Source organism: Streptomyces boluensis (genome assembly GCF_009908195.1).
In the GTDB taxonomy this organism is placed as follows: Bacteria; Actinomycetota; Actinomycetes; order Streptomycetales; family Streptomycetaceae; genus Streptomyces; species Streptomyces boluensis.
This window is the reverse complement of sequence record NZ_JAAAHS010000078.1, coordinates 1-24612: the sequence shown is the minus strand read 5'-3', so window position 1 is coordinate 24612 and position 24612 is coordinate 1. Positions and strand designations below refer to the sequence as shown.

23 protein-coding genes are annotated in these 24612 nt (G+C 70.4%); 12 read left to right on the top strand and 11 right to left on the bottom strand.

Annotated elements, in window-relative coordinates; translation table 11 throughout:
- On the bottom strand, nt 1-1010 hold a 1010-nt coding region (locus tag GUY60_RS13150; protein WP_161697210.1), incomplete at its 3' end, for a CoA transferase.
- Between the two features lie 96 nt (nt 1011-1106).
- Nucleotides 1107-2639 carry a S8 family peptidase gene (locus tag GUY60_RS13145; RefSeq protein ID WP_161697206.1) on the bottom strand — a complete coding sequence of 511 codons (1533 nt, stop codon included), beginning with the start codon at nt 2637-2639 and terminating at the stop codon, nt 1107-1109.
- A gap of 310 nt (nt 2640-2949) precedes the next feature.
- Here GUY60_RS13145 and GUY60_RS13140 point away from each other — a divergent pair, with 310 nt between their 5' ends.
- The 3 genes from GUY60_RS13140 (at nt 2950) to moaA (ending at nt 6151) form a co-directional block, all read left to right on the top strand.
- Entirely contained in the window at nt 2950-3318 is a 369-nt protein-coding gene (locus GUY60_RS13140; protein WP_161697204.1) for a DUF485 domain-containing protein, read from the top strand.
- The gene (locus tag GUY60_RS13135) at nt 3315-4967 is read left to right on the top strand and encodes a monocarboxylic acid transporter (protein WP_188132463.1); all 1653 of its coding nucleotides are present in this window, start codon (nt 3315-3317) and stop codon (nt 4965-4967) included. The genes GUY60_RS13140 and GUY60_RS13135 overlap by 4 nt, the downstream gene beginning before the upstream one ends.
- 185 nt (nt 4968-5152) lie before the next feature.
- A complete protein-coding gene (moaA, locus tag GUY60_RS13130) occupies nt 5153-6151 on the top strand; it encodes a GTP 3',8-cyclase MoaA (RefSeq protein ID WP_188132462.1) in 999 nt (332 codons plus the stop codon).
- An 18-nt stretch (nt 6152-6169) separates the two neighbouring features.
- Here the strand turns inward: moaA and GUY60_RS13125 are convergent, their stop codons facing one another.
- Both GUY60_RS13125 and GUY60_RS13120 read right to left on the bottom strand, forming a co-directional pair.
- Complete coding sequence (locus tag GUY60_RS13125) at nt 6170-6409, bottom strand: hypothetical protein (RefSeq protein ID WP_161697200.1); 240 nt, start codon at nt 6407-6409, stop codon at nt 6170-6172.
- A gap of 187 nt (nt 6410-6596) precedes the next feature.
- Nucleotides 6597-6989 (bottom strand): DUF3099 domain-containing protein, encoded by a 393-nt coding sequence (locus GUY60_RS13120; RefSeq protein WP_161697198.1) that lies wholly within the window; start codon nt 6987-6989, stop codon nt 6597-6599.
- A 192-nt stretch (nt 6990-7181) separates the two neighbouring features.
- On the opposite strand from GUY60_RS13120, the gene GUY60_RS13115 reads away from it, so the two are divergent.
- Entirely contained in the window at nt 7182-7460 is a 279-nt protein-coding gene (locus GUY60_RS13115) for a GlsB/YeaQ/YmgE family stress response membrane protein (RefSeq protein ID WP_161697196.1), read from the top strand.
- Between the two features lie 60 nt (nt 7461-7520).
- Here the strand turns inward: GUY60_RS13115 and tyrS are convergent, their stop codons facing one another.
- The 3 genes from tyrS to GUY60_RS13100 all read right to left on the bottom strand — a co-directional run bounded on the left by tyrS (nt 7521) and on the right by GUY60_RS13100 (nt 11965).
- Complete coding sequence (gene tyrS / locus GUY60_RS13110; RefSeq protein ID WP_161697195.1) at nt 7521-8792, bottom strand: tyrosine--tRNA ligase; 1272 nt, start codon at nt 8790-8792, stop codon at nt 7521-7523.
- A 163-nt stretch (nt 8793-8955) separates the two neighbouring features.
- A complete protein-coding gene (locus GUY60_RS13105) occupies nt 8956-10350 on the bottom strand; it encodes a metallopeptidase TldD-related protein (protein ID WP_161697193.1) in 1395 nt (464 codons plus the stop codon).
- Nucleotides 10351-10441: 91 nt separating this feature from the next.
- A complete protein-coding gene (locus tag GUY60_RS13100) occupies nt 10442-11965 on the bottom strand; it encodes a TldD/PmbA family protein (RefSeq protein WP_161697191.1) in 1524 nt (507 codons plus the stop codon).
- Nucleotides 11966-12197: 232 nt separating this feature from the next.
- On the opposite strand from GUY60_RS13100, the gene fabG reads away from it, so the two are divergent.
- The 3 genes from fabG to GUY60_RS13085 all read left to right on the top strand — a co-directional run bounded on the left by fabG (nt 12198) and on the right by GUY60_RS13085 (nt 14303).
- On the top strand, nt 12198-12902 hold the full coding sequence (gene fabG / locus GUY60_RS13095) for a 3-oxoacyl-[acyl-carrier-protein] reductase (RefSeq protein ID WP_161697189.1): 705 nt from the start codon (nt 12198-12200) through the stop codon (nt 12900-12902).
- A gap of 5 nt (nt 12903-12907) precedes the next feature.
- Nucleotides 12908-13708: an enoyl-ACP reductase FabI gene (gene fabI, locus GUY60_RS13090; protein WP_161697187.1), complete on the top strand. Its 801-nt coding sequence runs from the start codon at nt 12908-12910 to the stop codon at nt 13706-13708.
- A gap of 223 nt (nt 13709-13931) precedes the next feature.
- Nucleotides 13932-14303, top strand: a complete 372-nt coding sequence (locus GUY60_RS13085; RefSeq protein WP_188132464.1) for a hypothetical protein — start codon at nt 13932-13934, stop codon at nt 14301-14303.
- 117 nt (nt 14304-14420) lie between these two features.
- Here GUY60_RS13085 and GUY60_RS13080 read toward each other — a convergent pair whose 3' ends face one another.
- On the bottom strand, nt 14421-15116 hold the full coding sequence (locus GUY60_RS13080; RefSeq protein WP_161697183.1) for a FadR/GntR family transcriptional regulator: 696 nt from the start codon (nt 15114-15116) through the stop codon (nt 14421-14423).
- Nucleotides 15117-15414: 298 nt separating this feature from the next.
- Here GUY60_RS13080 and GUY60_RS13075 point away from each other — a divergent pair, with 298 nt between their 5' ends.
- The 4 genes from GUY60_RS13075 to GUY60_RS13065 all read left to right on the top strand — a co-directional run bounded on the left by GUY60_RS13075 (nt 15415) and on the right by GUY60_RS13065 (nt 18135).
- A complete protein-coding gene (locus GUY60_RS13075; RefSeq protein ID WP_161697182.1) occupies nt 15415-16815 on the top strand; it encodes a CynX/NimT family MFS transporter in 1401 nt (466 codons plus the stop codon).
- A gap of 73 nt (nt 16816-16888) precedes the next feature.
- The gene (locus GUY60_RS39485) at nt 16889-17005 is read left to right on the top strand and encodes an SGM_5486 family transporter-associated protein (protein WP_281368446.1); all 117 of its coding nucleotides are present in this window, start codon (nt 16889-16891) and stop codon (nt 17003-17005) included.
- A gap of 289 nt (nt 17006-17294) precedes the next feature.
- Nucleotides 17295-17501, top strand: coding sequence for a hypothetical protein (locus tag GUY60_RS13070; RefSeq protein WP_161697180.1), 207 nt, complete (start codon nt 17295-17297; stop codon nt 17499-17501).
- A 118-nt stretch (nt 17502-17619) separates the two neighbouring features.
- The gene (locus tag GUY60_RS13065) at nt 17620-18135 is read left to right on the top strand and encodes a SixA phosphatase family protein (RefSeq protein ID WP_161697178.1); all 516 of its coding nucleotides are present in this window, start codon (nt 17620-17622) and stop codon (nt 18133-18135) included.
- Between the two features lie 154 nt (nt 18136-18289).
- Here the strand turns inward: GUY60_RS13065 and serB are convergent, their stop codons facing one another.
- Entirely contained in the window at nt 18290-19504 is a 1215-nt protein-coding gene (serB, locus tag GUY60_RS13060) for a phosphoserine phosphatase SerB (protein WP_161697176.1), read from the bottom strand.
- Nucleotides 19505-19822: 318 nt separating this feature from the next.
- Here serB and GUY60_RS13055 point away from each other — a divergent pair, with 318 nt between their 5' ends.
- Nucleotides 19823-22444, top strand: coding sequence for an ABC transporter ATP-binding protein/permease (locus GUY60_RS13055; RefSeq protein WP_161697174.1), 2622 nt, complete (start codon nt 19823-19825; stop codon nt 22442-22444).
- Between the two features lie 127 nt (nt 22445-22571).
- Here the strand turns inward: GUY60_RS13055 and GUY60_RS13050 are convergent, their stop codons facing one another.
- Both GUY60_RS13050 and GUY60_RS13045 read right to left on the bottom strand, forming a co-directional pair.
- Nucleotides 22572-23276, bottom strand: coding sequence for a transglycosylase SLT domain-containing protein (locus tag GUY60_RS13050; RefSeq protein ID WP_161697172.1), 705 nt, complete (start codon nt 23274-23276; stop codon nt 22572-22574).
- A gap of 301 nt (nt 23277-23577) precedes the next feature.
- Nucleotides 23578-24612 (bottom strand): S-adenosylmethionine:tRNA ribosyltransferase-isomerase (locus GUY60_RS13045; protein WP_161697170.1); only part of this gene is annotated, 1035 nt, incomplete at its 5' end.

Below are 24612 nucleotides of genomic sequence, written 5' to 3'. Positions count from 1 at the left end.
GCCCCCGAATCCCGCTCGGCGTCCGCGATGCCGGTGGCCACCTGCACCAGGCTGTCGAAGCCGCGCCGCCCCGCCCAGGGCCCGGCCTCGCCCCACGCCGACAACTGCGCCACGACCAGGCCGGGGCGGCGCGCGGCCAGTTCCTCGGCGCTCAGGCCGAGCCGGTCGAGGGCGCCCGGCCGGTACCCGGTCACCACCACGTCGGCGTCCGCGAGCAGCTCGTCGAACGTCGTACGGTCCGTCGGACGCGCCAGGTCGAGCAGCGCCGAACGCTTGCCGAAGCCCGTGTCCGCGTGCTGGTCGGCGAGTTCGGGCAGGCCCGGCGCGTCGACGCGCAGCACGTCCGCGCCGAGCAGGGCGAGCGTGCGGGTGGCGACCGGGCCCGCGATGACCCGGGTCAGGTCCAGTACGCGCAGACGCCCACCACGCGCGCGTGGTGCACGATTTCCGAGCCGTTCCCGGTGCACCAACGGCTCGGCAGCCACCGCGGCGCCCTGCGCGTGCGCGGCCCACTGCGCGCGCGTACGCAGCGCCACGGCGAGCCCGCCCGCGGCGTACACGCGCTCCTCGACGTCGACGGCCCGCAACTTCGCGAGCGCCCGCTCGACCGGCTCGACCCGGTCCTCGCGCAGTCCGAGTGCGGCGAGCAACGCGGCTTCGTGGTGCGGGTAGTTGGCGTGCGTGCGCACCCAGCCGTCCGTCGTACGCCAGAACCGGGACAGCGGCGCGAACATGCTCGGCGCCCGCCCGTCCACGCGCAGGTGCCGCTCGCTCACGAAGGCCGTCGCCACCGCCCCGTCGTCCACCCGCACCCGCGGCACCGGGCCGCCCCGCCCCGCGTACTCGGCCGCCGCGAGGGAACACACCGCCACGCACGCGCGCGCGAGGTCGAGCACCGGGAGCCGGGCGGCGAGCAGCCCCCGCGCGTACCCCTCGTACGACACCAGGGGCAGCAGCTCGGGGGCGCCGCCGAGCGCGGCCCAGGCCTGGGCGACGGCGGGCGGGCACATCGTGTCGTCGACATTCACGCGCCCATGACAGCACAACACACGGGAACGGGCCGCCCGTTGACGTACCGGACGGCCCGCGCGCGTGTGTGGGAAGGGCTACTCGCGGACCGCGTCAAGCGCGTCCACGATGCCGAAGCCGTAGAAGCCGTTCAGGTTGTCGCCGCCCTCGCAGACCGCGTCGACCTTGCCGTCGCCGTCAGGGTCGTACGGCTCGGTCGGGCAACCCGGGTTGTCCGCCTGCACCTTGAGGAGCCGCTGCAGCTCCGCAGCGTCGGCCTTCGGGTGCGTGGACTTCAGCAGTGCGGCCACACCGGCGGCGTGCGGCGACGCCATCGAGGTGCCCTGCGCCCAGCCGTACTGGTTCCCCGGCATGGTGGAGAGGATCCGCCCGTTCTTCGACGGGGTGTCCGGGATCTGGTACTTGTCGCCGCCCGGCGCCGCGATGTCGACCACGCCCTTGCCGTACGTCGAGTAGTACGACTTGAGGTTCTTGTCGCCGCTCGCGCTGACCGTCACCACACCCGGGAGCTGGGTGGGAAGGTCGAAGCACTCGCTCGGGTCGATGGTGCGCTCCACCGGGGTGGAGTCGTCCGGCGAGGAGTCGTCCACGATGGCGTCCGAGGCCAGGTCGTGGTTGGAGTTGCCCGCCGAGGCCAGGTTGAGGGTGCCCTTGCGCTGGGCGTACAGCTGGGCCCTGTTGACCGCGTCGACGATGGCCTTCTGGTCCGGGTCGTTCAGGCAGTTGTACAGCCACGGGTCCACGTAGTAGCTGTTGTTGGTGACCTCGATGCCCTTGTCGGCGGCGAACACGAAGGCGCAGACCACGCTCTCCGGGTAGAACAGCTCGCTGACCGGGTCCGCCACCTTGATGCCCGCGACCTTCACACCCGGGGCCACACCCGCGACGCCGATGTTGTTGCGCGCGGCGGCGATCTCGCCCGCCACATGCGTGCCGTGGTAGTGCTCCGGCTTCTCGGGACGCCAGGCGCCGGGCGAGGTGTCCGGCTTGCCGCCGACGCAGCTCGCGGACTGCGACGCGGAGAAGTTGGGGGCGAGGTCCGGGTGCGTGTCGTCCACCCCGGTGTCGATCACGCCGACCGTCACCTTGGAGCTGCCGGGGTTGATCTTCGCGGCCTTGTCGGCGCCGATCGCGCGCAGGTCCCACTGGTCGGCTTCCATCGGCTCCGCGTCCGCGGCGGTCGCCTTGGTGCTCGCGGCGGGCGCGTCGACGTACTGAGGGGCGCCGACCTCGGTGGTGCCCGCCGCCTCCAGCGGGGAGGTCCGGGTCGCGCCCGCCGACTGCACGCCGCGCGCCTTGCGTATCTCCTTGCCGAAGTCCGGGTTCGCGGAGTGCACGACGATGACGCCGATGCGCTCGTACGCGATGACCACGGTGCCGCCGGCCGCGGCGATCGCCTTGCGCACCGACGCGATCGTGTCGGCGTCCACCTTCGTGTTGACCACATACGCCAACTTGGGGGCGTCCACGGCTACTTGGGCGCTGACCTCGCCTCCCTGAGGAGCTGCGGCCGCGGCGCCGGGCAGCAGCCCGAGCGTCGCCGTCGACAGCGCGAGGGCCAGTCCGACCGGCGCGGCGAGGCGACGGCGTCTGGAGCGCAGATGAGTCATGGGGTCTCCACTTCATCCGTGAACAAAGAGCCCGAACACAAGCCGTGTTCGGGCGTCACTTGGCGCGAAGCGCAGGCCTGAACGTAGCGTCGCACCTCCCTGACCGGCAACGACTTCCCGTAGAAAGATGGGGAGTTGAGATGCCACGGGCGCGCCGCTGTGCGGTTTCGGTTGGGTGAAGCCTGCATCGACCCCTGTTGGATCACGTGTCGGTGGGCCTAGCATCGCCATCCGGCCCGCGTGATCCTGCTCACTTGTCACCGCAGGTCGTGAGTCAACAGACCAACGCCCCGTGTCGCTAGGAGAATCCGTGGCCACCGATGCACCACCACCGTCGAAGGGCGGTTCACAGAACAGTCCCGAGACGCCTACGACGGAGGCTTTCGTCGAGGTGCAGAAGGGTGCGGAATTCGGCGAACTGCGCCGTTCGCACCGCTCCTTCGCCTTCCCCCTGACGATCGCGTTCATCGCCTGGTACCTGCTGTACGTCCTGCTCTCGAACTACGCGGGCGGGTTCATGGGCACCAAGCTGTTCGGCAATATCAACGTCGCCCTCGTCTTCGGGCTCCTGCAGTTCGTCAGCACGTTCGTCATCGCCTGGCTGTACTCGCGGCACGCCGCGGCCAAGCTCGACCCCAAGGCCGAGGCGATCAAGTCCCGTATGGAGGCCGGAGCATGAGCCAGCCCGTGTTCCAGGCAGTCCAGGCCGCCGAGACCACAGTCCTCGCGGACTCCGCGGTCAGCGAGCACCAGCCGCTGATCATCACGCTGTTCGGCCTCTTCGTCCTCGCGACCCTCGGCATCACCGTCTGGGCCGGCAAGCAGACCAAGAGCGCCGCCGACTTCTACGCCGGCGGCCGCCAGTTCACCGGTTTCCAGAACGGCCTCGCCATCTCCGGCGACTACATGTCCGCCGCGTCGTTCCTCGGCATCGCGGGCGCCATCGCCCTGTTCGGCTACGACGGCTTCCTGTACTCCATCGGCTTCCTCGTCGCCTGGCTCGTCGCGCTGCTCCTGGTCGCCGAACCGCTGCGCAACTCCGGCCGGTTCACGATGGGCGATGTGCTTGCGTACCGGATGCGGCAGCGCCCCGTCCGTACCGCCGCCGGCGCCTCCACCATCGTGGTGTCGATCTTCTACCTGCTCGCGCAGATGGCGGGCGCGGGCGTCCTGGTCTCGCTGCTGCTCGGCATCACCACCGAAGAGGGCAAGATCGGCGTCGTCGCCCTCGTCGGCGTCCTGATGATCGTGTACGTCACCATCGGCGGCATGAAGGGCACCACCTGGGTGCAGATGGTCAAGGCGGTGCTGCTGATCGGCGGCACCCTCCTGATCACCTTCCTGATCCTGCTGAAGTTCAACTTCAACGTCTCGGACCTGCTCGGCATGGCTGCCGACAACAGCGGCCACGGCGCGGCCTTCCTCGAACCAGGCCTCAAGTACGGGGCCACGCCCACCTCGAAGCTGGACTTCCTGTCGCTCGGCATCGCCCTGGTCCTCGGCACCGCGGGCCTGCCGCACATCCTGATCCGCTTCTACACGGTGCCCACGGCGAAGGCCGCCCGTAAGTCCGTGAACTGGGCCATCGGCATCATCGGCGCCTTCTACCTGATGACGATCGTCCTCGGCTTCGGCGCCGCGGCCCTGCTCAAGCCGGACGTGATCACCGCGTCCAACAAGGCGGGCAACACGGCGGCACCGCTCGCGGCCCTGGAGATCGGCGGCGGTGGTGACTCGACCGGCGGCGCGATCCTGCTGGCCGTGATCTCCGCGGTCGCCTTCGCCACCATCCTCGCGGTGGTCGCCGGTCTGACGCTCGCGTCCTCGTCGTCCTTCGCGCACGACATCTACGCCAACGTCATCCGCAGGGGCGAGGCCACCGAGAAGGAAGAGGTCAGGGCGGCCCGCTGGGCGACCGTCTGCATCGGCATCGTCTCCATCGCGCTCGGCGCCCTGGCCCGCGACCTCAACGTCGCGGGACTCGTCGCCCTGGCCTTCGCGGTCGCCGCGTCGGCCAACCTGCCGACCATCCTCTACAGCCTGTTCTGGAAGCGGTTCACCACCCAGGGCGCCCTGTGGTCGATCTACGGCGGCCTCGGCTCCTCCGTACTCCTCGTGCTGTTCTCGCCGGTCGTCTCGGGCAAGCCCACGTCGATGTTCCCGGACGTCGACTTCCACTGGTTCCCGCTGGAGAACCCGGGCCTCATCTCGATCCCGCTGGGCTTCCTGCTCGGCTGGCTCGGCACGGTGCTCTCCAAGGAGAAGCCCGACATCGGAAAGTACGCGGAACTCGAAGTGCGCTCGCTCACCGGTACCGGAGCGCACTGAGACGGATCGTTGCTGGTAGCGGCCGCGTCGTAGATCCCTACGACGCGGCCGCGCCGCTCCTCGTGGGATCGGGGCGGTGTCACTGTCAGAGCCGTCACGTAGGCTCGAAGCCAGCAGTGATCAGAACAGCAGTGATCAGAACAGCAGTGATCAGGACGACAGTGATCAACAGGGAGGGGGCCGACATGCTCATCGACACCTACGGCCGCGTGGCCACCGACCTGCGGGTCTCACTGACCGACCGGTGCAATCTGCGCTGCACCTACTGCATGCCCGAAGAGGGACTGCAGTGGCTGGCCAAGCCCGACCTGCTCACCGACGACGAGATCGTGCGCCTCGTCCGGATCGCCGTCACACAGCTCGGCATCACCGAGGTCCGGTTCACGGGCGGCGAGCCGCTGCTCCGCCCCGGCCTCGTCGGCATCGTCGAGCGCTGCGCCGCCCTGGAACCCCGCCCCAAGATGTCCCTGACGACCAACGGCATCGGGCTCAAGCGCACCGCCGAAGCCCTCAAGGCCGCGGGCCTCGACCGGGTCAACGTCTCCCTGGACACGCTCCGCCCGGACGTCTTCAAGACCCTCACCCGGCGCGACCGCCACCATGACGTCCTGGACGGCATGGCCGCCGCCCGCGCGGCGGGCCTGACCCCGGTGAAGGTCAACTCGGTCCTGATGCCGGGCCTCAACGACGACGAGGCCCCCGACCTCCTGGCCTGGGCCGTCGAGCACGACTACGAACTGCGGTTCATCGAGCAGATGCCCCTGGACGCCCAGCACGGCTGGAAGCGCGACGGCATGATCACCGCCGGTGACATCCTGGAGTCCCTGCGCACCCGGTTCACGCTCACCGAGGAGGGCCAGGAGGAGCGCGGTTCCGCCCCGGCCGAGCGCTGGATCGTGGACGGCGGCCCGCACACCGTGGGCGTCATCGCCTCCGTCACCCGCCCGTTCTGCGCCGCCTGCGACCGCACCCGGCTCACCGCCGACGGCCAGGTCCGCACCTGCCTCTTCGCCACCGAGGAGACCGACCTGCGCGCCGCCCTCCGCTCCGACGGCGAGGACGGCTCCGACGAGGCCATCGCCCGGATCTGGAAGCAGGCCATGTGGGGCAAGAAGGCGGGCTCGGGCCTGGACGACCCGACGTTCCTGCAGCCCGCCCGCCCCATGTCGGCCATCGGCGGCTGACCGTAGCCGTACTCAGCCTTACGGGGCCGAGTCCTGCCAGTCCGCGAGGCGCACCACGTCCTTGAGGAATCCCCGCACACCCAGGAACTTCGACAGGTGCTCGCGGTGCTCCTCACAAGCGAGCCACGTCTTACGGCGCTCGGGCGTGTGCAGCTTCGGGTTGTTCCACGCAAGCACCCACTCCGCGTCGGCGCGACAGCCCTTGGCGGAGCACTGCGGAGTGGCGGGGGATTCGGAAGGCGTACCGGGAAGGATCACGGCCCAACCCTAGACAACGCGGAAAAGGCGACGCCGAGCAGCCACGGGGGGAGCTGCCCGGCGTCGGTCTGTCGCTCCGACGGGGGATGCGGAGCGCGTACGAAGTATGTCACGGGGGACCCCGTGCGGTGCACCGGAACTACGTGATTGATCTGAGCTTTTCTTGAGCTTCGGGTCCCGCCGCAGCTCAGCCCTGGTCCGCCGCCCGGTCCCGCGCCGCCTGGTCGGCCCGCGCCGACGCCCGCTCCGCGTCCGGCTGTCGGTCCGCGTCGGCCTCCGGCGCCTTCGTCAGCATCGGCCGTACCGGCGTGGGCACGAACGTGGACGGCAGCGAAGGGGCGTTCTCCCGGCCCGCGTTGGCGATCACCACGGAGATGTAGGGGAGCAGTACACCGAGGACGAGGGCGACGATCGCGACGTGCCGCTCGACGTTCCACAGCACGGCCGCGAGGATCACCGCGACGGTCCGTACGGACATGGAGATCACATAGCGGCGCTGCCGGCCGCGCACATCGTCGGCGAGACCTTGCCTGGCCCCGGTGATCCGGAAGACCTCGACATCGCCATGCTGCTTCCGCATCGTGTCCCACCACCCCGCCGACCGCACCGGTCCGTCCCGACTTGAACACGTTCTACGGTACGCCCGCGAGCCTCGCCCGACGAGACCGGGTCGGCGCCTCCTGGGCGGGGAGTGATCGTCCCGAAATGCGCGCTTCCGCCGCAGGGCCGAGACTGTCGGAAACTGCTCACCGAGCCGTATGAGGAGGCAGCCATGGGCTGGTTGTGGGCGATCATCGTGGGATTCGTGCTGGGCATCCTCGCCAAGGCGATTCTCCCCGGCAAGCAGCACATGCCGCTGTGGCTGACCACGGTGCTCGGCATCATCGGCGGCGTCGTCGGCAATTCACTCGCGTCGGGCTTCGGCATCGCCGAGACGAGGGGCATCGACTGGGGCCGGCACGCGCTGCAGATCGTCGCCGCGCTGGTGCTCGTCTTCCTCGGCGACATGGCCTACAAGGCGATGAAAGGTGGCAAGCAGCAGGTCACCTGAGCCTGACGGCAGACAGGAGGGGCCGGTCCCGCGACGGGACCGGCCCCTCGTCATGCTCGCTCAGGCGTCGACGACCTCGACGGCCGCCAGGTTCTTCTTGCCCCGGCGCAGCACCAGCCAGCGGCCGTGCAGCAGCTGCTCGCGTACGGCCTCGGCGTCCTCGGCGGCGACCTTCACGTTGTTCACGTACGCGCCGCCCTCCTTCACCGTGCGGCGCGCGGCGGACTTGCTGGCCACCAGGCCGACCTCGGCGAACAGGTCGACGACCGGGCCGAGTTCGGTCACCTGCGTGTGCGGCACCTCGGAGAGCGCCGCGCTCAGCGTGGCCGCGTCGAGCTCGCCCAGGTCGCCCTGGCCGAACAGCGCCTTGGACGCGGCGATCACGGCGGCGCACTCGTCGGCACCGTGCACAAGCGTGGTCAGCTCCTCGGCCAGCGCGCGCTGCGCGGTACGCGCCTGCGGCCGCTCCTGCGTGACCTTCTCAAGCTCCTCGAGCTCCGACTGCGACTTGAAGCTGAGGATGCGCATGTACGTCGAGATGTCGCGGTCGTCGACGTTCAGCCAGAACTGGTAGAAGGCGTACGGCGTCGTCAGCTCCGGGTCCAGCCAGACCGCGCCGCCCTCGGTCTTGCCGAACTTGGTGCCGTCCGACTTCGTCATCAGTGGCGTCGCCATGGCGTGCGCCGAGGCCTCCGGCTCCAGGCGGTGGATCAGGTCGAGGCCCGCCGTCAGGTTGCCCCACTGGTCGGAGCCGCCGGACTGGAGCACACAGCCGTACCGCCGGTGGAGCTCCAGGAAGTCCATGCCCTGAAGCAGCTGGTAGCTGAACTCGGTGTAGCTGATGCCCTGGTCGGACTCCAGGCGGCGGGCCACCGAGTCCTTGGTCAGCATCTTGTTGACCCGGAAGTGCTTGCCGATGTCGCGCAGGAACTCGATGGCGGACATGCCGCCCGTCCAGTCCAGGTTGTTGACCATCGTCGCCGCGTTGTCGCCGGACTCGAAGTCCAGGAACGGCCGGATCTGCGAGCGCACCCGCTCCACCCACAGCGCGACCGTCTCCGGCGAGTTCAGCGTGCGCTCGGCGGTCGGCTTCGGGTCGCCGATCTGGCCGGTGGCGCCGCCGACCAGGGCAAGCGGGCGGTGCCCCGCCTGCTGGAGCCGGCGCATGGTGAGCACCTGCACCAGGTGCCCCACGTGCAGGCTCGGCGCCGTCGGGTCGAAGCCGCAATAGAAGGTGATCGGACCGTCCGCGAGCGCCTTGCGCAGGGCGTCCTCGTCAGTGGACAGGGCGAAAAGGCCGCGCCACTTCAGCTCGTCGACGATGTCCGTCACGATCCTGTGTCTCCTCGAAGCGAAGGTCGGCCGCAGAACGGGCCGCTGCGCGCCCAGTCTATGGGGGCGCGAGCGCGGGCCGAACCGGATAACTCCCCGCCAGAGCCACGCGGGCGTGCGCCCCGCATCGCACCGGAACCCGCGACGCACGCCCGCGCGTGGCTCACACGCCCTTGCTGACCGAGCTCATGTTGAAGTCCGCCACCCGCAGCGGCGGCATCGCGGCCCGGGTGAACCAGTCGCCCCACTCGCGCGGCAGCGTCTTCTCGGTACGTCCCGCCTCCGTGACCCGGCCGAGCAGGCCCACCGGCGACTCGTTGAAGCGGAAGTTGTTCACCTCGCCCACCACCTCGCCGTTCTCCACCAGGTACACGCCGTCCCGGGTGAGGCCGGTCAGGAGCAGTGACGCCGGGTCGACCTCGCGGATGTACCAGAGGCAGGTGAGCAGCAGGCCCCGCTCCGTGGCCGCGACCATCTCGTCCAGGGACCGCTCCCCGCCGCCGTCCAGGATCAGGTTGTCGACGCTCGGCGCGAGCGGCAGACCGGTGAGGTCCGCGCTGTGCCGGGTGCTCAGCAGGTGGGTGAGCGCGCCGTCGCGCAGCCAGTCCGTGGGGCCGAGCGGCAGTCCGTTGTCGAAGACCGAGGCGTCGTCGCCGGAGGAGTGCGCGAGGACGAACGGGGCGGATTCCAGGCCCGGTTCGCGCGGGTCGCTGCGCAGCGTCAGGGGCAGCTCCGACAGCTTCTCGCCGAGCCTCGTCCCGCCGCCGGGCGTGGAGAACACGGTGCGGCCCTCGACGGCGTCCCGCGCGCCCGACGACCAGTACTGGTAGATCAGCAGGTCGGCCACGGCGCTCGGCGGCAGCAGCGTCTCGTACCGCCCGGCGGGCAGCTCGACGCGGCGTTCGGCCCAGCCGAGGCGGGTCGCGAGCTCCGCGTCCAGGGCCGCCGGGTCCACGTCGGTGAAGTCCCGGGTGGCCCGGCCCGCCCACGCCGAGCGGGTGCGGTCAGGGGACTTGGCGTTCAGTTCAAGGGTGCCGTTCGGCTGGTCGTGGCGGAGCCGGAGCCCCGTCGACGTACCCAGGTAGCTGGACGTCATCTCGTGGTTGGCGAAGCCGTACAACTCGCGTCCGCCCCCGCGCGCGCGTGCGAAGGCCTCGCCGAGCGCGGGCGCGAACCGGGCGAACACCTCGGAGGAGGTCGTGGCGGGCGCCTCGGTGAAGTCGGCGGACGCCTCGCCTCCGGAGACCAGCGGCCGCGCGTCCTCGGCGGGCCCGGCCGAGCGTGCCGCCGCCTCGGCGGCCCGCACGATGTCCGCGAGGTCGTCCGCCGTCACCGCCGACCGCGAGACCACGCCGGACGCGGTGCCCTCCGCGCCGTCGACGGTCGCGATCACGGTGAGGGTGCGCCCGCGCGTGACGCCGTTGGTGGTCAGGGCGTTCGCGGCCCAGCGCAGGTTCGCGGTCGACTCCTCGTCGGCGATCACCACACAGCCGTCGGCCCGGGACAGTTCGAGGGCATGCTCGACGATCTCGTGCGGCTTGTTCGTACGAGCGCTCATCGCCCCGCCTCCTGCGTCGTGTCGAGACTGTGCCTGCCCGGGGGACGACCCCCGGACCCCCAGCCGGGAGTGGTCCGGTGCAACCGGTTCCTCATCGCCCCGCCTCCTGCGTGGTGTTCAGAATGTTCACGCCCTGGAAGAGGGCCGAGGGGCAGCCGTGGGAGACCGAGGCCACCTGGCCCGGCTGGGCCTTGCCGCAGTTGAAGGCGCCGCCGAGTACGTACGTCTCCGGGCCGCCGACCGCGGCCATCGAGCCCCAGAAGTCGGTCGTCGTCGCCTGGTACGCGACATCGCGGAGCTGGCCCGCGAGCCGGCCGTTCTCGATCTTGAAGAAGCGCTGGCCGGTGAACTGGAAGTTGTAGCGCTGCATGTCGATGGACCAGGAGCGGTCACCGATCACGTAGATGCCCCGGTCCACCCCGGCGATCAGCTCGTCCGTCGACGGACCCTCGGGCGCCGGCTGGAGCGAGACGTTCGCCATCCGCTGCACCGGCACGTGCCCGGGGGAGTCGGCGTACGCGCAGCCGTTGGACCGCTCGAAGCCGGTGAGCTTCGCGATCCGCCGGTCCAGCTGGTAGCCGACCAGGGTGCCGTCCTTCACCAGGTCCCAGGACTGGCCCGCCACGCCCTCGTCGTCGTACCCGATCGTCGCGAGCCCGTGCTCGGCGGTGCGGTCACCCGTGACGTTCATGATCTCGGAGCCGTACTTGAGCTTGCCGAGCTGGTCGAAGGTCGCGAAGGACGTGCCCGCGTACGCCGCCTCGTAGCCGAGCGCGCGGTCCAACTCCGTTGCGTGGCCGATCGATTCGTGGATCGTCAGCCACAGGTTGGACGGGTCCACCACCAGGTCGTACCGGCCCGCCTCGACGCTCGGCGCGCGCATCTTCTCGGCCAGGAAGTCCGGGATCCGCGCCAGCTCCGCGTCCCAGTCCCACACACTGCCCGTCAGGTACTCCCAGCCGCGCCCGACCGGCGGCGCGATGGTGCGCATCGAGTCGAACTCGCCGCTGCGCTCGTCCACGGCGACCGCCGTGAGCTCCGGGTGCAGGCGGACCCGCTGCTGGGTGGTGACGGTGCCCGCGGTGTCGGCGTAGAACTTGTTCTCCTGCACGGTGAGCAGCGAGGCGTCGACATGCGCCACCCCCTCGGCGCCGAGCAGCCGCGCACTCCACTCGGCGAGCAGCCCCGCCTTCTCCTCGGCCGGCACGTCGAAGGGGTTGATCTCGTACGCGGAGATCCACGTCCTGTCCGCGTGCACCGGCTCGTCCGCCAGCTCGACCCGCTCGTCGGAACCGGCCGCCGCGATCACCTTCGCCGACAGCTTCGCCATGGCGACGGCCTGCGACGCGACCTTCGCGGCGGCGTCCATCGTGAGGTCGACGCCGGAGGCGAAACCCCAGGTCCCGCCGTGCACCACGCGTACCGCGTAGCCGAGGTCGGTGGTGTCCGACGAACCGGAGGGGCGGGCGTCCCGCAGCCGCCAGGCGGCGCTGCGCACCCGCTCGAAGCGGAAGTCGGCGTGCTCGGCGCCCAGGGCGCGGGCACGGGCGAGCGCCGCGTCGGCGAGCGCCCGCAGCGGCAGCGCCGTGAACGCTGCGTCGATGGAACGATCCACGAATGTCTCCTGTCGACTGCTGTCGGTGTCCGGTACCCGGTGGCGACGGGCCCGGCGACGGGCCCGGTGACGGACGGTCCGATCATGTCGCGCGAGCGGGGCGGCGTGCCAGCGCTGTCTGTAGGAATCCGACAGTCACCGCTCCGAGGGGCTGTCGGGGACCGATTCTCCGTATCGCGGAAGCTACCGATAGTTTGCTGGGGTACCAGACTGCTAGGGAAAGGGTGATCCGTTGAGCCGCTCGGTTCTCGTCACCGGAGGCAACCGGGGCATCGGCCTCGCCATCGCCCGCGCGTTCGCCGATGCCGGCGACAAGGTCGCGATCACATACCGCTCGGGTGAGCCGCCGGAGGGCTTCCTGGCCGTCCGGTGCGACATCACCGACGCCGAACAGGTGGAGCAGGCCTACAAGGAGATCGAGGAGAAGCACGGTCCCGTGGAGGTCCTCGTCGCCAACGCCGGCGTCACCAAGGACCAGCTCCTCATGCGGATGTCCGAGGACGACTTCACCAGCGTCCTGGACACCAATCTCACCGGCACCTTCCGTGTCGTGAAGCGCGCCAACCGCGGGATGCTGCGCGCCAAGAAGGGCCGTGTCGTCCTGATCTCCTCGGTCGTCGGCCTCCTCGGCTCCGCGGGACAGGCCAACTACGCCGCGTCCAAGGCCGGCCTGGTCGGCTTCGCGCGCTCCCTGGCCCGTGAGCTCGGCTCGCGCAACATCACGTTCAACGTCGTCGCGCCCGGCTTCGTCGACACCGACATGACGAAGGCGCTCAGCGACGAACAGCGCAAGAGCATCGTCGGACAGGTGCCGCTCGGCCGTTACGCGCAGCCCGAGGAGATCGCCGCGACCGTGCGGTTCCTCTCCTCGGACGACGCTTCGTACATCACTGGAGCCGTCATCCCCGTTGACGGCGGATTGGGCATGGGGCACTGACACCGATGACTAACACCGGCGGAATTCTCGAGGGCAAGCGCATCCTGATCACGGGTGTGCTGATGGAGTCCTCCATCGCCTTCCACGCCGCGAAGCTGGCTCAGGAGCAGGGCGCGGAGATCATCCTCACCGCCTGGCCCCGGCCGACGCTGACCGAGCGCATCGCCAAGAAGCTCCCGAAGCCGACCACGGTCATCGAGCTCGACGTCACCAACGACGAGCACATGGCCGGCCTCGCCGACAAGGTCCGCGCCGAGCTGGGCGGCCTCGACGGCATCGTGCACTCCATCGGCTTCGCCCCGCAGGACGCCCTGGGCGGCAATTTCCTCGACACCCCCTTCGAGTCGGTGTCGACGGCCATGCACGTCTCGGCGTACTCGCTGAAGTCGCTGACCATGGCGCTGAAGCCGCTCATGCCTGCATATGACAGCGCCTCCGGCGCGGGCGGCGGCTCGGTGGTCGGCCTGACCTTCGACGCGCAGTTCGCCTGGCCGCAGTACGACTGGATGGGCCCGGCCAAGGCCGCCCTGGAGGCGACCAACCGGTACATGGCGCGCTACCTCGGCCCCGAGGGCATCCGGTGCAACCTGGTCTCGGCCGGCCCGCTCGGCTCCATGGCCGCGAAGTCCATCCCGGGCTTCTCCGACCTGGCCTCCGTCTGGGACAGCCGCTCCCCGCTGAACTGGGAGCTGACCGACCCGGAGCCGACCGGCAAGGCCATCGTCGCCCTGCTCTCGGACTGGTTCCCGAAGACCACGGGCGAGATCGTCCACGTCGACGGCGGCCTGCACGCGATCGGCGCCTGACCTTTCGGTCCCTTCGGTCACTTCTGCAGCGGTACGCCGCTACGCCGACGACGCCCCGTTCCCCGCACCGCGCGGGGAGCGGGGCGTCGCCCGTTCGGCCCCCTCGACCGGGCGCCACCAGCTCAAATCGCGCACTCTGGAAGCGAGTTCGAGACCGACATCCCCCTTGTGGTGCAGCAGCGACGGCCCGACGGCCCGTCGCAGTACGGCCGAGGAGGTCTTCCTGGTGCGCAGACCACACAGCCTGCCCTCGTTACTCGCCGGTCTCGCCCTGCTCGTCCCGCTGCCCGTGGTGCTGCCCACGGAGGCCGCCTCGCAGCCCGCGCCGGCCGAGGCCGCGGCCCCGGCTCCGGCCCCGCCCGAACGGCCCTTCGGCGCCGAGTGCCGCACCCACCAGGAGGGCTCGCAGGTCGTCGCGTACTGCCACAACCCCTACCCCGAGACCGACCGGGTCGCCCTGCACATCGAGTGCGTGCGCTGGTGGGACCTCGACTCCGACAGCACGCGCGTGGCGACGGGCCCGGCGATGACGATCCGGCTCACGGGCCGCTGCTGGAAGGAAGTCGGCTCGGCCTGGGTCACGCATACGCGGTGAGTGTTGGTTCTTACGTGTACGGGGGGCACGTGCGCGTGCCGGTCACGGGGGCCACGTGCGCGTGCCGGTCACGGGGAGAAAACCGTCACCACGCGTGCGTGCTGACGAAAACCGTCACTACGCGCGCGTGCCGTGCTCGTCGAACCGTTCCGTGCGGCACAGGAACGGGTACCCGGCGGCTTCCGCGGCGGCCGTGTCCGCGTCGCCCCCGCGGATCGCGTCGACAAGGCGGGTGTGGTCCATGTTGTTCTCCGGGGTCAGCTCCTCGCCCACGTCGTCCCGCAGCCAGGCGCGCAGGACCTCGCCGAGGTCGGCGTACAGGGCCGTGAGCACATCGTTGTGCCCCGCCGACACCACGGCTTGGTGGAAGGTCGCGTCGGCCTCGATGAACGCGTCCCGGTCGCGCTCCTGCCAGGCCTCTTCGCGGCGTACGAGGAGGGCGTCGAGCTGCTTCAGCTCCCGCTCCGAGCGGCGTTCCGCGGCGAGCTTCGCGGCCGTCGACTCCAGCGTCGAGCGCAGCTCCGCGATGTGGCGCGGGTCGGCGTCGGCGAACCTGCGGTGCATCACCCCGGCCAGTTCGCTGGTCGCCACCACGTACGTGCCGGAGCCCTGCCGGATGTCGAGCAGGCCGTTGTGGGCGAGCGCCCGTACCGCTTCGCGGACCGTGTTCCGTGCCACACCCAGCTGCTCGACCAGCTCGGCCTCGGTGGGGATGCGGCCGCCCACCGGCCACTCACCCGAGGTGATCTGGTTCCGCAGCTCGGCGATGACCTGGTCGGCGAGGGCCGAACGCCGGGGGGACGTCAGGGGCATGAGGCTTCCTTAGGCGGGCGGGCGGCGTGGGACCGTCCGGACTTGTCGGAGCAGGTGGCGCCGCCACCGGGAGAGGTGGCGCCGCCACCGGGAGAGGTGGCGCCGCCAGGACCGTGAACACCGCCCGGCAGGACCGGGCGTCGCCCGGATCCTAGGGTCCCCGTGTTTCGTACGAGGAATCCGAGTGCCCCGGGCGGCCTGAGCGATCCGGGCGGACCGAGTGATCCGGGCACCCGGTGTGATCCGAGTGACCCGGGCAACTCCGCGGGGAGGGCGCGAGCATTCATCCCATCATTCTATGATGGCTCGCATGGCAGTTGAGGAAACCCAGACGACGACCCAGTCCCCACCGCGTACGGCGGACCCGCGGAACGCGGCCGAACCGCCCACCACGCGCGCGTGGACCACGAGACTGGTGATCGTCGGCATCGTCCTCGCCGCCCTCAACCTGCGCCCCGCCATCACCAGCCTCGGCGCACTTCTGGAAGAGGTGCGCGACGGCCTCGGCATGAGCGGCAGCGTCGCCGGTGTCCTCACCTCGGTGCCGCCGCTGTGCTTCGCCGTCTTCGGTGTGATGGCGCCGCGCCTCGCCCGTCGCTTCGGTCCTGCCGCCGTGGTCTGCGCCGGTATGGCCGCGATCACCGCGGGCCTCGCGATCCGCCCCCTCATGGGAGGTACGCCCGGCTTCCTCGCGGCGAGCGCGCTCGCCCTCATGGGCATCGCCGTCAGCAACGTCCTGATGCCGGTGATCGTCAAGCGCTGGTTCCCGGACCGGATCGGCACCATGACCGGCCTCTACTCGATGGCGCTCGCCCTCGGCACGTCCCTCGCGGCCGCCATCACGGTGCCGATGACCAGCGCGTTCGGCGGCGACTGGCAGATCGGGCTCGGCGTCTGGGCACTGCTCGCCGCCGCCGCCGTCCTGCCCTGGCTCCCGGTGGCCCGCGAGCGGCGCCGCACGGCGGGTGCTTCGGCGGGTGCTTCGACGGGCACTCCGGTGGGTGCTTCGGTGGGTGCGGAGACGGCCACCGAGGCGTCGGCCGAGTCCACGTCCGACAGTGCCGCCGCTGCGGCCGCCGGTGACGGGCTCCGTATCACCCGCAGCCGTACGGCCTGGGCGCTCGCCGTGTTCTTCGGACTCCAGGCGACCGGTGCGTACATCACCATGGGCTGGATGCCGCAGATCTTCCGCGACGCGGGCGTTCCGGCCTCCACCGCGGGCGTGCTGCTCGCCGTGACCATGGCGATGGGTGTGCCGCTCGCCTTCGTCATCCCGCGCGTGGCCGGACGGCTGCGCAACCAGGGTCCGATCGCGGTCGCCCTCGGCCTGTGCGGACTCATCGGGTACGCGGGCCTGTTCTTCGCCCCGGCCGCGGGCGCGTGGGTGTGGGCGGTACTGCTCGGCGTCTCCAACTGCTCGTTCCCGCTGGCCCTCACCATGGTCGGCATGCGCGCGGGTACCGGTGCGGGCGTCGCCAAGCTCTCCGCCTTCGCGCAGAGCACGGGCTACCTCCTGTCCATTCCGGGGCCGCTCCTCGTCGGTGTCCTCTACCAGCACAGTGGCGGCTGGGGCCTGCCCATCGCGCTCATGAGCGGACTGCTCGTACCGCAGCTCGTGGTCGGTGTCCTCGCGGGCCGCGACCGCACCGTGGAGCAGGAGTTGGCGGACCGCGAGCGCGCGGCGGCCGCCCGAGCGTGACCGGCGTCGCGGGGTCGGGGTGAGCCCCGACCCCGCCGTGAGCAGACCGGTCAAAGGGTGCGAGACTGGCGCCATGCCCGTCCTCGAACCGAATCCCCAGAACGGCCAGAAGAAGTTCCTCGCCGTGCTCGGCGCGATGCTGGCCATCACCGTCGTCATCGGCGTGATCGCCTCCGTCGTCTCACCTTGAGCCGCGTCCCGAGCCGTGCACCGGGGCCCCGCAGCCGCTGAAGGCTCCGGAGACGCACCCGCCACCGAGGCCCCCGATGCGCACCCGTTGAAGCCTGCCGAAGCCCGGTCACGAGAGTCCGTGACCGGGCTCTTGGACGTCCGGGGGTGGGGTTGTCCCCCCATCCCCTAGGGGGCGTGTGTCAGGGGTAAGTGGGTGGATCACCGGATAGGCCGCGCCCGCCGGATTCCGTAGGTTCGAGATGTGCCGCGAGACAGCGGTGCACGGCATCGAACAGCGCGGAGGCGACATGTCGGCCCCAGCACACACCAGGTCCGCCCCACGACCCACGGGCGGCATCGCGGCGAGACTGCCGTGGTGGGCGGTCGCCCTGCCCACGGCCGCCTTCGTCGTGCTGCTCGCCCTGGTGCTCCACCCGTCCGACGCCCAGGTCGCGACAGGAGCGTCACCGGTCGCGGACGTTCTCGCACAGCTGCGTCAGGCGCTGCCGTTCTGAGGTTCGCGCCGGGTCGTTCCGCAGACATTCCGCAGCACTTCCACCGCCGGTCACCCGTGCGTGCGGAGCATGTCAACTCCCTGCGCCCCGTGGCACGTTTCGTGCGAAGCTGGGACGCATGAGCGTCGATACACCCCGCAGGATTGTGCTCCTTCGGCATGCGAAGGCCGACTGGCCACAGGTGTCCGACCATGAGCGACCGCTCGCCGAGCGCGGCCGCAAGGACGCCCCCGTCGCCGGCCGCAGACTGGCCGACTCCGGCATCGAATTCGAGCTGGCGGTCTGCTCGACCGCCGCGCGGACCCGCGAGACATGGAAGCTCGCCGCCCCGCAGCTGCCGCACCGCCCGAAGACCGTCTACGAAGAGCGCGTGTACGACGCGTCCCCCGGCGAGCTGATCGCCGTGCTCAACGAAGTGCCGGACGACGTGTCGAACGTCCTCCTGATCGGCCACAACCCCGGAGTGCGGCACCTCGTCGATGTCCTCGCGGACGCTTCCGAGGGCGACGCCCTCGAGCGGATGCACCGCGGCTTCCCGACCTCCGCCTTCGCCGTCCTGTCGTACGCCGGTTCCTGGAAGGGCCTGGAGCCCGGCACCGCGACGCTGCTCGACTACTGGGCGCCGCACGAGTGACCCCGGCAGGCCGCCCGGAGCAGTCCCGGCGGCCCCGGTGACGCCCAGCCGCGGTCACCGGCCAACTCCCGTCCCCGTGAAGCCCGTTCACCGCGAAGGGCCCGGCACACACCAGGTGCCGGGCCCTTCGTACGCGTCAGTCGCCTCGTACGCGTCAGTCGTCGTGCGTCTCCGCCAGCTCCACCTCTTCCCGGGTGACCCCGAGGAGATAGAGAACGGTGTCGAGGAACGGCACGTTCACCGCCGTGTGCGCGGCCTCGCGCACCACCGGCTTGGCGTTGAACGCGACCCCGAGACCCGCGGCGTTCAGCATGTCCAGGTCGTTCGCACCGTCGCCGATCGCGACCGTCTGCTCCAGCGGAACCCCGGCCTCCGCGGCGAACCGGCGGAGCAGCCGCGCCTTGCCCGCACGGTCGACGATCTCGCCGGTGACCTTGCCGGTCAGCTTGCCGTCGACGATCTCCAGGGTGTTGGCCTGCGCGAAGTCGAGGCCGAGCCGGTCCATGAGGTCGTCCGTGACCTGGGTGAACCCGCCGGACACGACGCCCACTTGGTAGCCGAGGCGCTTCAGCGTACGGATCAGGGTGCGGGCGCCGGGCGTCAGCCGGACCTCGCTCCTGACCTTGTCCACGACCGAGACGTCGAGCCCTTCGAGCAGCGCCACGCGCGCGTGCAGCGACTGCTCGAAGTCCAGCTCGCCCCGCATCGCCGCCGCCGTCACCTCGGCGACCTCGTCCTCGCAGCCCGCGTGCGCCGCGAACAGCTCGATGACCTCGTCCTGGATGAGCGTCGAGTCGACGTCCATCACGATCAGGCGCTGGGCCCGCCGGTGCAGTCCCGCCGAGACGACGGCGACGTCCACGCCCTGTACGGCGGCCTCTATGGCGAGCGCCGTGCGCAGCGGCTCGGTCTCGGTGCCGGAAACGGCGAACTCCACCGCTGTGACCGGGTACTTGGCGAGCCGGAAGATCCGGTCGATGTTGCCGCCGGTGTCCGTGATCCGGGCCGCGATCGCGGCGGTCGACTCGGCGGTCAGCGGGTGCCCGAGCACCGTGACATGCGAGCGGCCCTCGCCGCGCGGCCGGTTGTCGCCGGTGCCGGAGATGATCTCGGCCTGCATCTTCAGGGAGTCGGCCCAGCTGTGCACCGTGGACCGCAGCTCGCCCTCGAACCCGGCGGCGGGCGCGGTGACCAGCGCGCACAGGACGATCCGGCCACGGGTGACGACCTGCTCCAGGTCGATCACGTCAACGGAGAAGGCGGCGAGGGTGTCGAAAAGGCCCGCGGTGATGCCGGGCCGGTCCTTGCCGAAGATCTTGACGAGGAGGGTGGGTACGTCAGCGGTGTGACGGGGCTGCGATGCGCTCATGGTGCTCCCACGGTATCCGGCACCGCGTGCCACGCGAACTGGTGTCCCGGTTGGCGGACACAGAAGCGAAGGCCGGCACGGCGGACCGGCCGCCGGAGCCGGGGCGTATGGGGGCGTACACACGGTCTGCCACTCGTACGTCGCTGTTCACCCGGTACGTCCAGTGGAGTCCGTACTGCGCCGCGTCCCCGTGGACGCCCTTGCCGAGGCCCGACTTTCGGACAGTGGGCCGAGCCTGAAATAGTTCCCCACGATGTTCGACATCCCTAGACTCCCCAAGACGGGGGCTAGCTCGGGGGACTACGTAGTGGGGCTGGAGTGCCGGAACTCGTACTTGAATTGAACGGACAAACCTGGACGCTCGATCCGTCCAGGCCGTACGCGCTCGGACGTGATCCGGGCGGCGACGTGGTGATCGACGACGCCCGGGTGTCCTGGCGGCACGCCACGATCAGCTGGGGCGGCCGGAGTTGGGTGGTCGAGGACCACGGCAGCACCAACGGCACGTTCGTGCAGGGGCACCGGATCCAGCACATGGAGATCGGCCCCGGCTCCGCCGTACACCTGGGCAACGCCACCGACGGGCCGCGCCTCAGCCTCGCAGCGGCCGGAGCAGCGGCCGGCGCCACCCCGCACCAGCAGGCCCACGCCCAGCAGGCCCACGCACAGGCCCACGCCCAGCAGGCCCCGGCCCAGTACCCGCAGCAGGGTGCTCCCGACTGGCAGCAACAGCAGCACGTCCCTCAGCAACAACAGCAGCAGCCGCAACAGCAGCAGGCGTGGCAGCACCAACAGCAACAGCCGCACCAACAGCAACAGCCGCAACAGCAGCACGTACCGCACCAGGCGCAGCAACCGCACGCCCCCCAGCAGCAGCCCGGCGGTGCCGTGCCCGCGCACGGCGACCGCAGCCCCACCTCGTTCCACCAGGTGGCGCTCGGCCATGTCATGCGCATCGGCCGTGCCCTGGAGAACGAGCTGGTCGTCTCCGACCTCCAGGTCTCCCGCCACCACGCCGAGTTCCACGCGACCCCCGACGGCCGCTTCGAGATCCGCGACCTCGGCTCGCACAACGGCACGTACGTCAACGGTCAGCCGCTGGCCAAGTCCGGCTCCGCGGCGATCGGCCCGAGCGACATCGTCGGCGTCGGCCACTCCACGTTCCGCCTGGTCGACGGGCGTCTCTCGGAGTTCGTCGACACCGGTGAGGTCTCCTTCTCGGCCCGGCACCTCACGGTCACCGTCGACGGCGGCAAGCAGATCCTCAAGGACGTCTCCTTCGGCGTACCGGAGAAGTCCCTGGTCGCCGTCATCGGCCCCTCAGGATCCGGAAAGTCGACCCTGCTCAAGGCGCTCACCGGCTACCGCCCGGCGAACCAGGGCGATGTCCTCTACGACAACCGGAACCTCTACAAGCAGTTCGCCGAGCTGCGGCAGCGCATCGGTCTGGTCCCGCAGGACGACATCCTGCACAAGGAACTGACCGTCAAGAAGGCACTCAAGTACGCGGCCAAGCTGCGCTTCCCCGCCGACACCAGCGAGCAGGAGCGCGAGCAGCGCATCGGCGAGGTGCTGCGCGAGCTGAAGCTCGACATCCACAAGGACAAGAAGGTCACGTCCTTGTCCGGTGGCCAGCGCAAGCGCGTCTCGGTCGCCCTCGAACTGCTCACCAAGCCGTCCCTGATCTTCCTCGACGAGCCCACCTCGGGCCTCGACCCGGGCATGGACCGCGATGTCATGCAGCTCCTGCGCGGCCTCGCGGACGACGGCCGTACGGTCCTCGTCGTCACGCACTCCGTGGCCGAACTGGCGATCTGCGACAAGCTCCTGGTGATGGCGCCGGGCGGCGCGGTGGCGTACTTCGGTCCGCCCGAGGAAGCGCTCAACTTCTTCGGCTACAGCACCTGGGCCGATGTCTTCTCCGCCTTCGAGAACTACCGCGAGTACGACTGGGCGGGCCGCTGGAAGGGCTCGCAGCACTACCAGATGTACGCCGCGGACATCGACGCCGTCGCCCCCCAGCAGCACTCGCAGCAGTACATGGCGCAGCCGCAGGCGATGCGACCGCCCAAGCCGCAGGGCTGGGGCTCGCAGCTGTTCACCCTGATCAGGCGGTACGTCTCCGTCATCGCGTCCGACAAGGGCTTCCTGGCCCTGACGGTGATCCTGCCCGCCGTGCTCGGCGCGGTCAGCCTGCTGATCGACCCGGACAAGGGCCTGCTCGTCAACCCGACGGTGAACCCGCAGACCGGCCTGCACGTCCCGAACGGCACGGCCACCACGGTCCTGCTGATCCTCGCGGTCGGCGCGTGCTTCGCGGGCGCCGCCAACTCGGTCCGTGAGCTGATCAAGGAACGGGTCATCTATGAACGGGAACGCGCGACCGGCCTGTCCCGGTCCGCGTACCTGATGTCCAAGGTCATCGTGCTCGGCACCATCACCGTGCTGCAGGGCCTGATGGTCGGCGCGATCGGCTTCGCCAGCCGCGAGCTGCCCGACGAGGGCCTGATCCTCGGCGGTTCGGTGCTCCTGGAGCTCTCGCTGCCGATCATGGCGCTCGGCTTCACCGCGATGATGTTCGGCCTGGTCATCTCCTCGCTGGTGAAGACCGCCGAGAAGACCATGCCGCTGCTCGTGATGTTCGCGATCGTCCAGGTGGTGTTCACCGGCTGCCTGTTCATCCTGCACGGCACGGTCGGCGTCAATCAGTTCTCGTTCCTGATGCCGTCGCGCTGGGCCGTGGCCGCCGCCGGTACGACCCTGGACTTCAACAAGATCAACCCGAACACCGACGACCCGGGCAGCACCGACCCGCTCTGGGACCACGAGGCGCTGTCCTGGTTCCTGGACATGGGCGCGCTGATCGTTCTCGGCGTCCTGTGCGGCTTCCTGGTGGCCCGCTTCCTGCGCCGCCACGAGCCCGAGGTCATGCGCAAGTGACGCGGGCGGCCGGTCCCGTACTCCGGAGACCGGCCGCGTACGACAACGAAGGGCGGCACCCCGAGTGGGGTGCCGCCCTTCGGCGCTATGAGGTCCTCAGCCGCTCAGCGGCTCAGCTGCGAGCCGCTCAGTAGGCGCTGTTGACGTTGTCGATCGAGCCGTAGCGGTCGGCCGCGTAGTTGGCGGCGGCGACGATGTTGGCGACCGGGTTGTACTGGTCGTGCGCGGTGCCCTCGACGTGGTACGCGTCGAAGGTCGGCTTGATGACCTGCAGCAGGCCGATCGAGGGCACGCCGTTCTGGGCGTTGATGTCCCAGTTGTTGATGGCGCGCGGGTCACCGGCCGACTCGCGGATGATGTTGCGGTGCAGGCCGTCGTACGTGCCGGGGATGCCCTTCGACTTCATGATGTCGAGGGACTGGCGGATCCAGCCGTCCAGGTTGTTGGCGTAGACCGGCTTGCGGGCGGCGTCGCGGGCGGCGCGCTCCTTGGCCTCGCGGTCCGCCTTGGCCTTCGCCTCGGCGGCCTTGGCCGCGGCCTCGGCCTTCGCCTTGGCGTCCGCCTCGGCCTTCTGCTTCGCGGCGGTCACGGCGGCCTCCGCCTTGTCCGCGGTGGCGGCCTGCTGCTTGCTGACGCCGGCCTGCACGGTCTTGGCCGTGTCCGTGGACCAGGCCACGGAGGAGGCGGGTACGTCGGAGGCCTGCGCGGTCTGGTCATTGCCCGGCACGAACGAGAACGCGAGGGCGGCGGCGCCGAGTGCGGCGACTCCGGCGATCGAGATCTTCTGGCTCTTGGTCAGTGCTTTATGACCAGGGGTGCTGTGCTGGGACATGATTGATGGACCTCTTCGAATTAGCGGATACCGCTCGCGTTTCCGATGCCGGACCGGACAGGGACTCCAGCAAAGGGCGCCGCGGTGGTGACCACGGCGCCGAGCGACGGGAGCCATTCTTAGCGGCCGCAAAAATTCGAAGCAAAGGTGTGACGTACTATCCCGGGTAGTGGATCAGGTCTCTTCCGGCTACCCTTCGCGCCCCTTTTTTCCCCGATGGGGACGCATATATCGGTCAACTAGGGACCTTCGTACGTGACCTGGGTCCTATGCGCGGGCTCACATCGACCACGTAACAGTCTCACCATGAGTTGCCAGAGCAATTCGGACCGTCACGTATCTCGTCCGGAAGTATGAGGTGGCTGTCGCCGAACTCGTGCCAGAGGTAGAGACGGCGTACCGCCTCGGTATATCCGCAGGCCACCGTCTCCTTTCCGGCTATCGCGGTGAGCATCAGAAGATGCGAGGCGGTGGGCTCGTGCAGACCGGTCAGGATTCCGTCCACGGCCCGTACTCCGCGCTCCGGTGTGATCACGAGATCCGTCCAGCCGGCCGCCGCGCGCACCACCCCGGCGCGGTCCGCCGCCGACTCGACCGCCCGTACCGCCGTCGTCCCCACCGCGATGATCCGGCCGCCCGAGGCCCGCGCCGCGTTGATCAGCCGCGCCGAGGCGGCGGGCACCGCGAACCGCTCCGGGTACGGCGGCTCGTGCGCCTCGGCCGAGGCCACCCCGGTGTGCAGGGTGACCGGCGCGAACTGCACCCCGCGGCTCACCAGCTCCGCCACGAGCCGGTCCGTGAACGGCCGCCCGGCGCTGGGCATCTCCGCCGACCCGGCCCCGCCGGGAGACGGCAGGGCGAACACCGTCTGATACGCGGACAGCGGCTGGTCCCGGTCCGTATAGGAGTAACGGATCGGCCGCCCGTGCCGGTGCAGCAGCGCCAGGACCTCCGCAGCGCCGCCGGACCCGTCGGCCGCCCGCACCCGCGCCCACCACAGGCGTACGCCGCGCTCGCCCAGCGGCTCCTCCAGTACGAGCCGCACACCGTCCGGAAGGGCCACCTCCGCACCCGCCGGTCCACCGGCACGCGCACGCGTACTGCCCGAGCCGTCGGGTTCGCGCAGCTCGACCGACCAGCGGCCGTCGTCGCCCCGGGTCGAGAAATGCACCACCACGCGCGCGTGCCCCATGAATCCGTCCAGGGCGGCGGGCAGCGTCGGCGAGGTGTTCACCACGAGCAGGTCCCCGGCCCGCAGCAACCGCGGCAGCTCCAGGAAGGTGTGGTGGGCCACCGAGCGTCCCCGCGAGACGAGCAGCCGTACCCCGTCCCGGCC